At 47.8% G+C, this 14557-nt stretch carries 13 protein-coding genes and 1 tRNA gene; 7 read left to right on the forward strand and 7 right to left on the reverse strand.

What is annotated here, in order from left to right; translation table 11 throughout:
• The first annotated feature begins 139 nt into the window (after positions 1-139).
• Positions 140-1504, forward strand: a complete 1365-nt coding sequence (locus tag PG722_RS10085) for an FtsK/SpoIIIE domain-containing protein (protein ID WP_270580462.1) — start codon at positions 140-142, stop codon at positions 1502-1504.
• A gap of 70 nt (positions 1505-1574) precedes the next feature.
• Here the strand turns inward: PG722_RS10085 and PG722_RS10090 are convergent, their stop codons facing one another.
• Together PG722_RS10090 and PG722_RS10095 are read right to left on the reverse strand one after the other, a co-directional pair.
• On the reverse strand, positions 1575-2225 hold the full coding sequence (locus PG722_RS10090; RefSeq protein ID WP_270580463.1) for a SprT-like domain-containing protein: 651 nt from the start codon (positions 2223-2225) through the stop codon (positions 1575-1577).
• Positions 2226-2879: 654 nt separating this feature from the next.
• Positions 2880-2966, reverse strand: a tRNA-Leu gene (locus tag PG722_RS10095).
• A gap of 376 nt (positions 2967-3342) precedes the next feature.
• Between PG722_RS10095 and PG722_RS10100 the strand changes: the two genes are divergently transcribed.
• Positions 3343-4716 (forward strand): S-layer homology domain-containing protein, encoded by a 1374-nt coding sequence (locus PG722_RS10100; protein ID WP_270580464.1) that lies wholly within the window; start codon positions 3343-3345, stop codon positions 4714-4716.
• 45 nt (positions 4717-4761) lie between these two features.
• On the opposite strand, the gene PG722_RS10105 is transcribed toward PG722_RS10100, so the two are convergent.
• The 4 genes from PG722_RS10105 to PG722_RS10115 are packed head-to-tail and all read right to left on the reverse strand — an operon-like array spanning position 4762 to position 6437.
• Positions 4762-5355 carry a stalk domain-containing protein gene (locus tag PG722_RS10105; RefSeq protein WP_270580465.1) on the reverse strand — a complete coding sequence of 198 codons (594 nt, stop codon included), beginning with the start codon at positions 5353-5355 and terminating at the stop codon, positions 4762-4764.
• Complete coding sequence (locus tag PG722_RS10110) at positions 5343-5600, reverse strand: hypothetical protein (protein ID WP_270580466.1); 258 nt, start codon at positions 5598-5600, stop codon at positions 5343-5345. The genes PG722_RS10105 and PG722_RS10110 overlap by 13 nt, the downstream gene beginning before the upstream one ends.
• Before the next feature lie 9 nt (positions 5601-5609).
• Entirely contained in the window at positions 5610-5864 is a 255-nt protein-coding gene (locus PG722_RS14230) for an S-layer homology domain-containing protein (protein ID WP_442867845.1), read from the reverse strand.
• A gap of 39 nt (positions 5865-5903) precedes the next feature.
• The gene (locus PG722_RS10115) at positions 5904-6437 is read right to left on the reverse strand and encodes a WG repeat-containing protein (protein WP_270580467.1); all 534 of its coding nucleotides are present in this window, start codon (positions 6435-6437) and stop codon (positions 5904-5906) included.
• A gap of 462 nt (positions 6438-6899) precedes the next feature.
• Here PG722_RS10115 and PG722_RS10120 point away from each other — a divergent pair, with 462 nt between their 5' ends.
• Positions 6900-8276, forward strand: a complete 1377-nt coding sequence (locus PG722_RS10120) for an S-layer homology domain-containing protein (RefSeq protein ID WP_270580468.1) — start codon at positions 6900-6902, stop codon at positions 8274-8276.
• A gap of 57 nt (positions 8277-8333) precedes the next feature.
• Here PG722_RS10120 and PG722_RS10125 read toward each other — a convergent pair whose 3' ends face one another.
• Entirely contained in the window at positions 8334-9344 is a 1011-nt protein-coding gene (locus PG722_RS10125; protein ID WP_158578080.1) for a LacI family DNA-binding transcriptional regulator, read from the reverse strand.
• Positions 9345-9601: 257 nt separating this feature from the next.
• On the opposite strand from PG722_RS10125, the gene PG722_RS10130 reads away from it, so the two are divergent.
• The 4 genes from PG722_RS10130 to PG722_RS10145 are packed head-to-tail and all read left to right on the forward strand — an operon-like array spanning position 9602 to position 14319.
• Complete coding sequence (locus PG722_RS10130) at positions 9602-10762, forward strand: zinc-dependent alcohol dehydrogenase (protein ID WP_270385372.1); 1161 nt, start codon at positions 9602-9604, stop codon at positions 10760-10762.
• Between the two features lie 44 nt (positions 10763-10806).
• Positions 10807-12339, forward strand: coding sequence for a sugar ABC transporter ATP-binding protein (locus PG722_RS10135; protein WP_270580469.1), 1533 nt, complete (start codon positions 10807-10809; stop codon positions 12337-12339).
• The gene (locus tag PG722_RS10140) at positions 12340-13302 is read left to right on the forward strand and encodes an ABC transporter permease (RefSeq protein WP_110435556.1); all 963 of its coding nucleotides are present in this window, start codon (positions 12340-12342) and stop codon (positions 13300-13302) included.
• A gap of 27 nt (positions 13303-13329) precedes the next feature.
• Positions 13330-14319, forward strand: a complete 990-nt coding sequence (locus PG722_RS10145; protein ID WP_270580470.1) for a sugar ABC transporter substrate-binding protein — start codon at positions 13330-13332, stop codon at positions 14317-14319.
• Positions 14320-14557: the final 238 nt, after the last annotated feature.

The raw sequence follows: 14557 nt of genomic DNA on the forward strand, positions 1-14557 counted from the left end.
TGTTACCGGCCACCTCGTTACGGTTACATCAGGCACGAAAAGCCTTGAAAACACTGGGGATTTGAGCACTTTTCTTGTAACCATGCGCGTTACAAAAATTAAATCCGTTACACTTTTCGATGAAAAAAAGGTGAACACCATGAACAGTAATAAGAAAAATGAACTCATTAACGAGAGCGCCTATAAATATACATTTTGCCGTCTTTGCGAGGGCATGAAACACATCAGGCATGATCCACACAAGCAACACCGCTTGCTGCTGATTTTGGCATTGGTGTTGCTGTCGGCTATTCTTGTGCGGCACGCCTTTGATAGTAATGCAATCGGTGACATTCTGAAAATCGCTATGTATTTTCTGATGGCTGTTATCACGCTGATTGCTGTGCTTTGTTATATTCTGTATTGCGGAACTCCCCCGGTTGCATACCGCATCCATAATAACTTTTCGCGGATAGGCTTAACCAATTCTGCGGGTGAAATTCCGCTTTTGCTGCGAGAATATCCATTTTATAAAAAATCGACTTCTCGACAAGTTTTTTGTTTAGATTTTATCTCTTGCAGCATTGAAAAATCCATCTGGGAGGAAAAAAAAACCGCCATCGAAACGGCTCTAAATCGGAATATTGCAAAAATCGAGGAAATCGACGGGAAACAGGGCATACGCCTCTATACTGTGCCGCTCGAACAAGGTCTAAGTGATAAGATTATTTGGAAAAATACAATGTTAGATACGCAAATTCCCATTTGTAAAATCGTTTTGGGTGAAAGTCTACTGGAACAAGTCACCGTTGACCTTAACGTTACACCGCATATTCTTATCGGCGGTTCAACCGGCTCCGGCAAAACCGTTCTTTTGCGCTTAATCCTTATGCAGCTTCTTAAAAAACAAAACGTGAGGGTTACAATAGCCGATTTTAAAGGCGGCGTGGATTTTTCTGATTGTTGGAAACAGCATCCCAAGTGCCGCATGATTTTGGAACGTTCTGAACTTTTATCCTATCTTGATGGGTTAATTATCGAACTCAACCGTCGTAAAGCGCTTTTTGCAAGCAAAAATAATTGCAACAATATCTTTGATTACAATATCAATCCGATCTACACTCATAATGATGCCGAGCCACTTGACAGAATTGTGTTTGCCGCCGATGAAATCGCAGAAGTGCTTGATAAAACCGGCCTTAGCAAAACGGAAAAAGAAGTAGTGGCGCAAATCGAGAGCCGCATTGCAACTATTGCCCGCTTAGGCCGCGCATTTGGTATTCACTTGATTTTAGCTACCCAGCGCCCAGATTCCAACATCATTTGCGGCCAGATTAAAAACAACATCTCATATCGAATTTGCGGTCGTGCAGACAATGTGCTGTCAATGATTATCCTTGATAATACAAGTGCTGCGGATGAAATTCCTTCCGACGCTCGAGGCCGTTTTATCACTAATAACGGTACGCTGTTCCAGGCTTATTGGTTTGACGAAGCTGCAGTCGATTGGGACGCACAAATCTAATTAAAATCTTCACATATTTTTGAAAGTGCACCTTCAATATCATTCCTGAAAGTGCACTTTCAATTTTCCTTTATTCAACCGGCTCCATCCTCAGCAAGCAATCGCCGCACAAGATGTTGACCTCCCGAGTCGCGCGTACTGACATTTTGCAATGGGGACAGATATATTTGCGAGTGCTGCTCGTCTTCTTGGGCTTGGGCGGCTCGGTCGTTCCAGAGCTCGTCCCGCGTCCCGGTCTGCCAGAGATATAACCGTCCATGCGGCCCATGCGGATGTCTTCCCATCCCTGAGTAACGATGAAATCAACCAACGCCTCGGTCGGAGAAGTGATTGACCAGCCAATCCTTGGGTCAAAGTCAATTTGCAGGTCACATATTTCGGCAGTCAATTTAAATCGCTTGTTATGATAAGTGCCTCCGCGACTGCAATCTTTCACATTGTTTTGCAGGTGGTAAAGGTGTACCATCTCATGGAGCAGAGTAGCGGTCACGTCCTCAATAGGGCGGTCAAGCGTGCCCGCGTCAATGTTAAGTTCGTGCCGCCATTCACCGTTATTTTTGTGCCAAGTCTTTGACACAGTAACATGACCATATGCTTTCGGGGTAGACTGAATTGTGATAATCGGTTCTTCAACTTCACCATTAAAGTAATGGTCATTAAGTGAGCGGAACATCTTTTCAAGGTATCCTGCCGTTCGGCTTGTTTTAATTGTCTGTTTCAAAAAAGCACCTCCATAATTTCTTTTCGGGCCTCGCCGTTCTCGTTCCGAGAACGGCTTAATTTCGCTTGCAGACACGCCGGGTTCTGGGTCAAGACTGGCTCGCAGAGCCACTCGCACAAAAAATTACTCCGCATATTTCGTTCATGCGGTGCAAATTTTTGTGGTCTTGACGCAGGGCGCGGGGTGTGCCACACGCGGAGGCAGAGGCCCCAAATCAGGTTGTTACTATCTTTTATGCGGTTCACTCATATATGGATATACATACCTATTGTCGAAAAGATGTAGCGCTCTATCCAAATTAGTTTACAATTTGTTCACATTTTAATTGCACGCAGTTAAGCTTAACCAAGGGCTTTGATGATATAAAAAAAAGCCGCCCTTATCGGACGGCTTGAAAACTTCACTTGAAGAATAAATAAGTGTAATCACTGTACACAATAAGAAATGGACGAGTTTCTTATTCATATATATCTCTCTTACTTAGGAGAACAAACAGCAATAGCAAACATTTGAAAAGTGTTTCCACAAACGGGAGCACCATTATTTTTGAGATTCATAAGCACCAAATAAGCACCAAACGCAATTTTTACAAATATTTCAAAACGAAAAAAGTTATAAAAACACCCGCAAATCCTAAGAAATGCGGGTGTTTCTTGGTGCCGCCAGCCGGAATCGAACCGGCACGGTTTTAAGGCCGGGGGATTTTAAGTCCCCTGCGTCTACCAGTTCCGCCATGGCGGCGTGTAAATATTATACCAGAATGGATTCGGTCTGTCAAACCATGTGCGCCGCCGGTTTGAGGTTTTTTCAATCCCGCCTCTGCTGCTTTCCTATTGCGGTTTTTCAGAAAAAGCGATACAATAAATATAATAGTTCTCCTGTGCAGAAATGAGCATACGATACGCTTTTTATGCCGTTCCGGCTATGCATTTGACGTACCAATTCGATGTCAGAGAAAAAATTTTTGAAACATGCGGAACAAACCATACGGAACAAACGTCTAAGCTAATATATGGCAATTCCCCCACCGCAGCAGCGGCCGTGCTGTCGATGGCATTTGTTATTGTCATATACAGGATAGAGAGTATAAGCATTAACAGTGAAAAGGAGGAAAAATATGAAACGGTTTCAGAAGGCGTTACTCGGTGTTGTGGTAAGCGGTGCATTGCTGTTCTCGGCACAGGCGACGGAACTGCCCAGTTCGGCAAAGGATGCGCTGCAGTCGGCCATGACCACAGTACAGCAGGAGATCAAGGATTACGGTCAGTTGAAAACACTCGGCTTTACCGGTGAAAACTGTGAGATTATCCTCTCGAACCTCAACGCGAAACAGTATTTGGTTAACCTAACAGCTGACAGCACACACAAGTATGGTATTCTGGACAAAACGACTGGAAAGCTGGTCGTTCCGGTGGAGTACGATTATTATATTCCGCTTGGCGGCACGGAAACACTGGTTAGCCAGTACGATGCGGATCATCACCCCAGCTACTGGTTCGCCGATGAAACCGGCAAGCTGACGCCGATGAAGCTGCCGTCCGGTTATGAGCTTGCAACGTATGAGCCGAACAGCAATGTGTTCATACTCTACAAAAATGTGAAAAAGCCAGTATATGATTCGCATTCTGCCGATGGTCCGGCTACACTGATTGAAGATGTCACCTTCTTTGCTCTGGCCGACAAAGACATGAACATCATTCTCGACGACATCGACATGGTACCGGACTGGTACGCTGATTTCTTCATCGCCAAGACTGGAAGCACTAAGTGGGAACGTGTTGGCAAGGCAGGCGCGGACGGCAACGGCACCTGCGGTCTGTTTGACCCGAAAACCGGAAAATTTGTCGGCAAGCATGACTTCAACCAGATTTTCTGGTACGATCAGCACTTTATCGGCACACGCAGCAGAGGCACAAAATCTTATCTGCTGGATGGCAAGGGCGGCGAAACCCTGCTGCCCGCAAACGTCAAGGAGTACAGCAGCTGGGCCAAGACCGAAGTAGCTGCCGCAGAAGAGCACGGTCTCACCGAGTCATTCTCCTACCCCAGGCTGGACATTACCCGCGAAAACTTCACCATGCTGGCGATGAACCTGTACAACAAGATTTATCCCAACAAGGAGATTCCGGCTCTGGAAACCAAGTTCGCCGACTGCAGTGACGACCCGAACGTGAACAATGCCGCCGCACTCGGCATTGTCACCGGCTACGAGGACGGCACCTTCCGTCCGTACAAGACCATCTCCCGTCAGGAGGCGGCCACCATGCTCGACCGCCTGTACGCAGCACTCGGCGGCCAGACCGAGTTGATTGCCGACCCTGCCTACGCCGATGATGCACAGCTTGGGGACTGGGCACGCGGCAGCGTTTACGCCATGCGCCAGATCGGCATCATGCAGGGCAAGGAAAATAATCGGTTCTGCCCAACCGACGGCTACACCGCAGAGCAGTCCATTGTGACCATCGAGCGCATGTATCAAATCATCAAATAACCAGCCATACCAAAAAGGACTTCGTTTTTACGAAGTCCTTTTTGCTTACTCATAACGTCCCATGGAAATCTCGGTGACGACACCGTTTTCGATGGTGACATGCAGCAAGTCAATCATCATTTCGTCCCGTGCGTCAAGTGAGCCGTACAGATCGAGGAACCGTGCTTCGCTGTCTCCGACACGCAGTCCGCGCACAGTTTTGTGCCGCCAGAACAGCCACCGGCGGGTCAGTGGAATTTCATCCGGTGCCTCGGTGATGATAACGCGGTTGCGGCTCTTATCCCACCGTATCTGCGGAATATGACTGTCCCACAGGTACGAAAACGGTGTGTACAGTACACCATTTCGTTCCACGCCGGAGACAGCGGTCTCAGCACCGTGCAGTGTGTAGGTTTTGCCGTCTGTCGTACCGCCAAGGTGCTCTACAACCTCGTAAAGTGGGATATATGGCTCGTTTTTGTACAGAATAACCGGATTCTCCAGCGTGATCGGCTCTCCGTTTTGCAGGGCTTCCCTGCTGCCGATTTCTATGCTGAGCGACGTGTTCGTCCGCTCCAGATAGCCGATTCGCCAGGCCGCCAGTCCAATCGCAAGCACAAGCGCCAGCAGCGGCAGCCAGTATTTTTTCACAATACGCATGATTTTCCTCCCTGATTACGTCTCTGCGTCATGCGCAGCATGGTGACGAGCGCCTGCTCGATGGTGCAGCCATCCTTCGGGCAGAATTTGCTGCCGCTCTTGCCCTGCAGGATGCCGCCCTGCTGCATCGCGTAAACCGAATCCTCCGCCCAAAAGCCGGTACTGCCGTTGTCGGCGTAGATTTTCGCAGAATTTCCGCTCGAAACCATGCCGTACAGCACGTTGTACAGTCGGTGCAGAATCACTGCTGCCTCCTAATGCAAAAGCTCGCGCGTAGGCTGGAAGGTGCCGTCCTCATAGCCGGTGACAATACCGAGTGCCTCGATCTGACGTACTATGTCTTCATCGCAGTCGGAGAACGGCTGTGCCAGTTCAGGCAGATTGATGTTTGGGTTTACCGTCTGAATGGTTTGCCAAGCCAGCTTGCAGAATTCATCGCGGTGGATATTCAGGCGGTATGGTGTATGATAGGACAGTCGGAGTCCGTCTTTCTCCGCTTGTTCGACTATATTTTCAGCCCAAGTGCTGGAAACATAGCAGTAATTCGCCTATTCGCGCTCATTTCCGTTGCTGTCCAACAGATACTCGGTCGTACCGTGACAACCAAACCAGCGATCGTTTTCGTTCGATACTTCATCATAGCGCGCGTTGCTGACGATCTTGCCGCTGCGGTCGATGAACATATATTTACTGTTGAAATACAGCCGCGGCCACGGTCCACCGTCCGGCAGATACCAGTCGGACGCACCGACACGGACAGCGGCGAGATCGTTATAAAACAGTTCGCTATCATAAGAGTAATCATACTGACCAACGTTGTAATACTGGTCGATGCCGTCCTGCAGGACGGTAAAATCCGGTCCCAGCAGCGTGTACTGATAAAATGTGTCATTCATCGTGCCGCTATCGGTCCGCACAGTTCTGGGGACCGGGTACTGGCAAAGGACATATCCTTGATCATCGACTGCCAGTACATGACCGGTATGAGGAATGGATACATCGGTCAAGCTGCCGTTCAGGTCACACAGCTGATACCTGCCGCCGGTCTCCAGCAGCAGCTGATCATTCGCAGCTTTCCACATGCTGCCGTTGAACAGCGGTGTGATGATCTTTCCTGTGGACAGATCGACCGCACAGATCCATCGGCTGCTATCGTCACTCGGGGTAAATATCAGCTCCCAGATGTCCTTTTCCTCGATCAGTCGACACGGAAAAACCTCGCAGCTGTCAATTTGCCAAGTTTTCCATGTCGGGTATCCCGGATAACTGGTATCCTCTTCTGGTGGGCTTTGTTGAAAATGCGTGATCGCCTGCCGCGTAAGCTATGTTTGCGATGCGGCATCTGCGGCTCCGGCGCCAATCAGCATACAGCCGCACAGCACGAGTACAGACAGCAAAACCATTCGTTTTTTCATGTTCCCTATCCCCTTGCCAGATGAATTCTATACCATATATAATATAATAATATATAACCATTCTGCACTGTCAACTGTGACATGAAAATAAATTTTTGGAGAGAACTTTGTCACACTTTTCCTCGTCTAATGGTTATAGTAAGCGAAGGACTTCACAGGCAGGAGGTATTTTTTATAAAACGATGGCGTTATTTATGTGCAGCCGCGCTGATCGCGGGCAGCATGGCGGCGGGAGCCGGTGCGGTATCGATACCAAGCACTGCTTTAACACAGTTGCAGCAGCAGCGGCAGGCAGATACTTCCGCAGATTATCTTTCCGCAGACAGCGGCCAATCCCGCATAGCAGCGTATGCGCTCGTGCCGAAAAAAAATCTGTACAGAATTTCTGCCGACAGCTTGTACGGTATTGCCGATTTGAAAACCGGAAAAATGATCGTTCCCGCAGAATATACCACAATCGATGTGCTGTCAGACGGCAGATTTCTGCTGACTCGTTATGAAAACCAGGCTTCTTCGTTCTATTATGCCGATGCGAACGGAACGGTCACACCGATTCAGACGCCGGTCAAAGGCACCTATTTCAGCATGGCAGGCGATGACTGTTTCTTCATCGGTGTCTATGCGAAACGTCCGCTGACGGCTGCAGTACAGCAGCCTGCCGAGCAGTATGATATTCCGACACTTGTGCTGCTCAACGAAAACATGAAGGTTATCCGCGATGATATCGACGGCGCTTGCGGTGCTGCATCCACGCCGCATTTTACGAATGGCTTGATGCCAATTCAGACCGGCAGTACTTTGTGGATTGGTTCCCGAAAAGGAGCAATCGGCAACGGAACGTACGGTTTGATTGACAAAACCGGCCAGTTTGTCGGCAGGAACGGCTTCGACGAGCTCAGCTGGACGGACAGCCGCTACATCGGCAAGCGCGGCACCGCGCTGTACCAGCTGGACGGCAAAAGCGGTGAAATCCGGCTTCCGGCTAACGCTTCGCAGGAAAGCAGCTGGGCCAAGGCGGAACTGGAAGCCGCTCGGGAACATGATATTTCGCTTTCTTTCTATTATCCCAGGCTGAATATCACGCGCGTGGATTTCTGCAGACTGGCGGTCAAGCTGTATCAAAAGGTGCAGCCGAATGCCTCCGCGGCTCCGGCAGCGGCCTTTTCCGATTGCGAGAACGAGAGTGTCTGTCTGGCAGCGGCGCTCGGTATTGTAACCGGCTATGATGACGGAACATTCCGACCGTACCAGTCCATCACCCGTCAGGAGGCCGCAGCGATGCTTGATCGGCTGTATACCACGCTCGGCGGCAAGGCCAGTGCTGCAAACGATAAACCATACGCCGATGATGCCCAGCTTGGCGATTGGGCACGCAGCAGCGTGTACGCGATGCGCGAGATCGGTATTATGCAGGGCAAGGAGAATAACCGGTTCCGTCCGAAGGATGGGTATACGCAGGAGCAGGCTGTTGTAACGGTGGAACGGGCGTTTCAGGCTGTGAAATAACTGTAAGCTACAGAATACCCCGATGCACATAGTGTATCGGGGTATTTTTATTGCCTATTATCTTTTCGGCGGAGCAGTAGTCTCTCGCACCACCAACTCTGCATTGACCAGTGTGACCTGTGCCGTCTTATCTCCATTGATAATCTCATGCAGCCGATGAACCGCCAGTTCACCGATTCGTTTCTTTTGTATCCGCATGGTTGTCAGCGACGGAGAGATCAGCGTACATACCAGCGAATCATCAAATCCCACGATAGAGATATCCTCCGGCACACGCAACGGCGAAGCAGCTAATGCCTTTAGTGCACCTGCTGCAATGATGTCATTGTACGCAAAAAATGCGGTTGGAAAATCATGCGTGCTATCCAAATATCGCTGAAAAACCTGACGCGCAGGCTCCACAAAAATCGGTACCGTAACAATATCCTGCGGACGCAGCTCCAATCCCAACCGTTTTTGACACAGATAAAATGCATTCTGACGTTCCGGAAGCGCACCAGTTGCTTCATCTGCAGTCAAAAATCCAATTCTGCGATGCCCCAGATCATACAAATACTTGAGTGCCTGATAGACGCTGCACATACTTTCCACTGTGACCGAATTGATTGGCTGTTCCAACAGCCGTGAATCCACAACAACCAGCGGCAGCGAAGTTTCGGTCAGCATTTCAGCATGAACAGGCTCAAATTCCGACGCAAAGAAAATGATTCCATCAGTATTTTGCAGTTCAGCATCCTTTAACAACTGCGGCAGACCTTCCAGATTAATATTAGTCACCGTAATGGTATAACCCAGAAGTTTTGCAGACGCATCTGCACCATCAAAAATCCGTTCATAAAAATCATCTACGGCTTCAAATAAATGACCGGAACCACGAAATCGAATAAATAGAATATTTCTTTTGTCATATCGTATATCTTCTTTGCCACGCACCGCATATCCGTGTGACAAAAGCAATTCTTCTACACAGGCCCGTGTGCTATCACTTACACCAGAACGATTATTTAAGACCAACGACACTGTTGCCGGGGAAACACCAGCCAGTTCAGCAATCTCCTTTAGCTTCATTCGGTTATACCTCCTGATTTCTATCTTTATCATACAATATCGCGTGTAAGAATGCAATAAATTTCAATCGACAGATTTTAAATAATTTTAGTTATTTTTATTACACCCTTCACATATCACTTAGGATTTTCCACTAATATCTTGTGTTCTATTTCGTATATTACGTCATATTGACAAATATACCACAGTATGATTTAATAAAATCACAAAATAAATTTAGATTATTTTAAAATATTTTAAAGGAGTTGATGATAGATATGCAAAAACAGGTAAAAGCAGCGGTTATCGAAGGTCCCGGTAAGATTTCCATTCAGCATTTTCCCTATCCTGATCTTGAGCAATATCAGGGTTCCGTCCTCAAGGTGACGCAATGCGGCATCTGCGGCACAGACAAGCATTCCTATCGCGGCGAAACAAGGCAAAACAGCGGTAGCGATACAGAATTTAACGTAGCGTATCCCTACATCATGGGACACGAAGCAGTCGGCATTCTGGATGCCGTATCTCCCGGTACAATCCGAAAGGACTTTTATGGTGAAGAACTGCATCCTGGTGATCGCATTACTTTCTGCCCCGATATTGTCTGCGGCGAATGCTACTATTGCCGCACTGCACCGTGGTACCCGTGGTGTGAAGATCCTTCTCGCGAATGCTTCGGCAACACGATGTCCATCACACGTAAACCCAGCCTATTCGGTGCAAATGCCGAATATATGTTCATCCCGCCTAAAGCCTATCTGTATAAGGTTCCGGATGAATTGCCCGATGACCTTGCTGTGCTCACTGAACTGATGTGTGTTACCTACTCGCTCGATAAAGCAAAAGAAATGTTTGCTTTCGATGGAGAAGGCTTTGAATTTGGTGGTTCTGTAGTTGTTTTAGGCAGCGGTCCGCTTGGTTTGGCACATATCATCAAGGCGCGCATGCTCGGTGCAGGCACGATCATCGCAACCGATATTTCAGACTACAAGCTGAACCTGGCTAAGGAATTTGGTGCCGATATCGTATTGAATGTTCGTAATACTGCTGCCAAGGAACGCGTACAGATGGTCAAAGAGGCAACACATGGCTTGGGTGCCAATGTCGTATGTGAGTGTTCCGGTGTTCCTTCTGTTGTACCAGAAGGACTGCAAATGACACGCAAGTGCGGTGTATTCCTCGAAGTCGGTATGTATGTAGATATGGGTGGTATCCCAGTCAACATGGCAGAAGTAACCGGTAAAAACATCCGTATCATCGGCATGAATAATCATGCTGCTACCGGCTATCGTCCAACCATGGAAATGATGCTTCGTCATCAGAACAATTTCCCATGGGCGAAATTTATCAGCCATAAATTCAAGCTGGACGATTATGACGAAGCAATCCGTATCAGCCAGACAGACGAAAGCATGAAGGTCGTTATCGAAGCCTGGTAAAGCAATGATCATTCGGGTATGTGAAAATGATCTCATACCCGAACGTGGACAAGAAGGTGGTGAAAAGCATGGCGGAAGCATTGCGGCCGGAACCCATCGTCCGTTTCGAACATGTAACAAAAACATTTCCCGGTATCCGTGCTCTGGATGATGTATCCTTCAGCATTCAAGAAGGCGAAGTACATTGTCTGCTGGGCGAAAACGGTGCTGGAAAATCCACTCTGATGAAGATTCTCACCGGTGTCTATCATGCCGAGTCGGGCAGTGTTTATCTGCGTGGCAAAAAAGTTGAGGTCGGTGATATTCACCAGGCACAGCAGCTTCGCATCGGCACAGTATTTCAAGAAAATAGTCTGATCCCTCACATGACGGTTGCAGAAAATGTATTCCTGACGCGTGAAATCAAAAATCACGCCGGTTTGATCGACTGGAACCGTATGTACAGTGAATGTGTCCGCTGGGGAAAAGAACTTGGAGTCGAACTCGATCCGCATGCACAGGTCAAACGGCTTTCCGTAGCACAGCAGCAGATCGTCGAGATTGTAAAAATGTTCTCACAGGACCCGCAGATCGTTATTCTGGATGAGCCTACATCTTCCCTTTCCGATCACGAAATTGACAATCTGTTTGAAATCATCCTGCGCATGCAGAAAAAAGGAATCACCTTTATCTATATTTCTCATCGCATGGAGGAGATTAAACGAATCGGCAACAGTGGCACCGTACTCCGCGATGGTAAATTCGTCGCTTCCATCGACGACGTAAAAAGCATGGATATGGAACAGATCATCAAACTGATCGTCGGCCGCAGTCTCGAGGAACAATATCCAGCCCGCGAATCCCATATCGGTGATGTATTGCTTGATGTGCAGGGATTGAGCGTTAAAGGCTTAATTGAGGACGTTTCTTTTCAGGTACGTCGCGGTGAAGTTCTTGGATTTTCCGGTTTGGTCGGTGCAGGACGCACTACAACAGCCAAAGCCGTATTTGGTGCACTCAAAAAATCCGTAGGACGTATTTTTATTGATGGTAAAGAAGTCAGGATTCGCAGTCCGCATGATGCAATCCGCAACGGAATCAGTTTGCTACCCGAAAACCGCAAGGAAGAAGGTTTGATTCTAACCAAATCTATCGCATGGAATTTGGTCTTTGCTAGCCTACACAAATATAAATGCGGTCCATTCCTGAATGAGCGTAAGGAATATCAGGATGTTGCGCAGTATCGTGATATGCTTTCTATCAAAGCACCTTCTCTGGAGCGTCAGATCAAGTATCTATCCGGCGGCAATCAACAAAAGGTCGTATTTGCAAAATGGCTCTGTGCCGAATCCAAAATATACTTTTTCGATGAACCGACCCGAGGAATCGACGTTGGTGCCAAGAGTGAAATGTATAAAATCATCAATATGCTGGTTTCCGAAGGGAATGCGGTCGTTGTGATCTCGTCCGAGCTGCCCGAAATACTCGGTGTATGTGATCGGATCGCCGTATTCCATGAAGGACGCCTGACCGGTACACTAGACCGGGCCCAGGCCACACAGGAATCCATCATGCACTACGCGTTAGGAGGGCAGTAAATGGAACAGATCAAAAAAGCCTGGAATAAAATCAAGCGTGTAAATGGCATTGGTTCCCTGCTGCCGCTGGCTTTGCTTCTTGTATTCTTCGCTGTGACGACCAGTACCTTCTGGAGCACGAACAATCTGATGCAGATTCTCCGCCAGTCCGCCGTATACGTTATCATGGGTATCGGCATGACTTTCGTTGTATTGACCGGCGGAATTGATCTTTCTCAAGGCTCTCTGTTGGCATTGTGCTGCGTAACCAGTGGTCTGACTCTGAATGCTACCGGTAATATTCCACTATGTATCATCGTCGCTCTGGCAACCGGTTTGTTGGTCGGATTGATCAATGGTTTGATCGTTGCTTATGTGAAAATACCGGCGTTCATCATGACACTCGGATCAATGTATATTGTACGCGCTATTACGCTTTGGATCACTAATTCTGAACAGATTTCTGTCAAAAATGCTTCATTTTCTTTTATCGGACAAGGCTTTATTGCCGGAATTCCTGTTCCCGTTTATGTATTCATTATTATCGCAGTTGCCGCCTATGTTTTTCTTGCACATACTGCGACTGGCCGTTACATCTTCGCCGTTGGTTCCAATGCCGAAACTGCACGGCTATCCGGTGTAAATGTTGAACGAACCACTATCCAAGTATTCGTACTTTCCGGTATTGCCATTGCACTGGCCTCAATCGTATATCTCGCCCGCTTGACTGCAGCACAGCCGACAGCCGGTCAGAGTTATGAGATGGAAGCTGTTGCAGCTACTGTTATCGGTGGTACCAGCATCGCCGGTGGTGAAGGCGGTATCTTTGGTACCGTAATCGGTGCAGTTATTGTAACTGTTATCCGCAATGGTCTGGTACAGCTCGGCGTAGGCAGTTATTTTACCACACTAGTCGTTGGCGTCATTATCATCGCAGCTGTTTCTTTAGATGTAATCCGTACTCGAATTGCAGCAAACAAATAACTTACACAAAAATGGAGGGAATCCGAGATGAAAAAATTTTTAGCAACAATGTTATCTACCACTATATTGTGCTCTGCCATGGCCGCATGCGGCAACCAATCCACCACTCCGGATACCGACGATACTGCTCAGAGCAGCAGCTCGTCCACTTCCACCAATGCAAAGGGTACGATTGCTGTTGTTACTAAAACCATGAATAACCCCTTCCACGTCACCTATGGCGAAGCCATCAAGCAGGCCGGTGAAGCCGCCGGTTACGAAGTACTCGTCTCCGGACCGGACGCTGAAACCGATGTTGATAAGCAGATCAGTTTGATTGAAACCTATATCGAGCAGGGTGTTTCCGCGATTGTCACCTCAGCTTGCTCGTCTACTGCCATTGTCGATGTAATTGAACAGGCAGACGCCAAGGGAATCCCCGTCTTTCTCGTAGATTCCGGCGCAGACGGCGGACCATATGTGACATTTATCGGCACAGACAACTATGCAGGTGGTCAACTCGCCGGTGAATGGGTCGGCGAAAATGTTGATTCCGGAAAATGTGTTATTCTGGACGGTAATTCCGGCAACGATGCTACCACCAAGCGTGTAAAGGGATTCTCTGAGGTAATCACCGACAAGTATCCGAAAATCGAAATCGTTGCTTCCGATTACGCAAACTGCGAAATTTCCAAGGCTATGGAGGTCACTGAAAACTTTCTTGCCGCTTATCCCGATCTAAAGGTTATCTTCTGTGCCAATGATAATATGGCAATTGGTGCAGGTCAGGCAGTTGCCGCAGCAGGTCTGCGCGATCAGATCAAAATTTGTGGTTTTGACGGTCAGCCTGATGCTGCGCAAGCAATCATCGATGGTGAAATCGACGCAACAATTGCACAGAAGCCTGCGACTATGGGAAAAATGGTCGTTGACGCGATTGAAAAATACGAGGCAGGCGAAACGGTCGATAAGGAAGTAGATACCGGCTGTGATGTCGTTACCAAGGATAACGCCAAGACCTACCTCAACTGGCAGTGAATTCTCTCTTCTATCTCTCTTTTTTGCTTTACTATTAACCATAGGGAGGGGCTGTTGCATGACAGCCCCTCCCTATGGTTTCCTCGCATTTTATTTTCATTTTTTACTTATTCGATGTATTCCTAATTCTCTTTAAAAGTTCATATTTTTGTTATTTTTCGTTTTTTATTGCATACAATACAGTTTTAGATTCTCTGTACTGCAATCTCAAAAAGGTTCTTGCACTGGTACTGGCGTT

The organism is Butyricicoccus sp. OF27-2pH9A (assembly GCF_027693185.1).
In the GTDB taxonomy this organism is placed as follows: domain Bacteria; phylum Bacillota; class Clostridia; order Oscillospirales; family Butyricicoccaceae; genus Agathobaculum; species Agathobaculum butyriciproducens.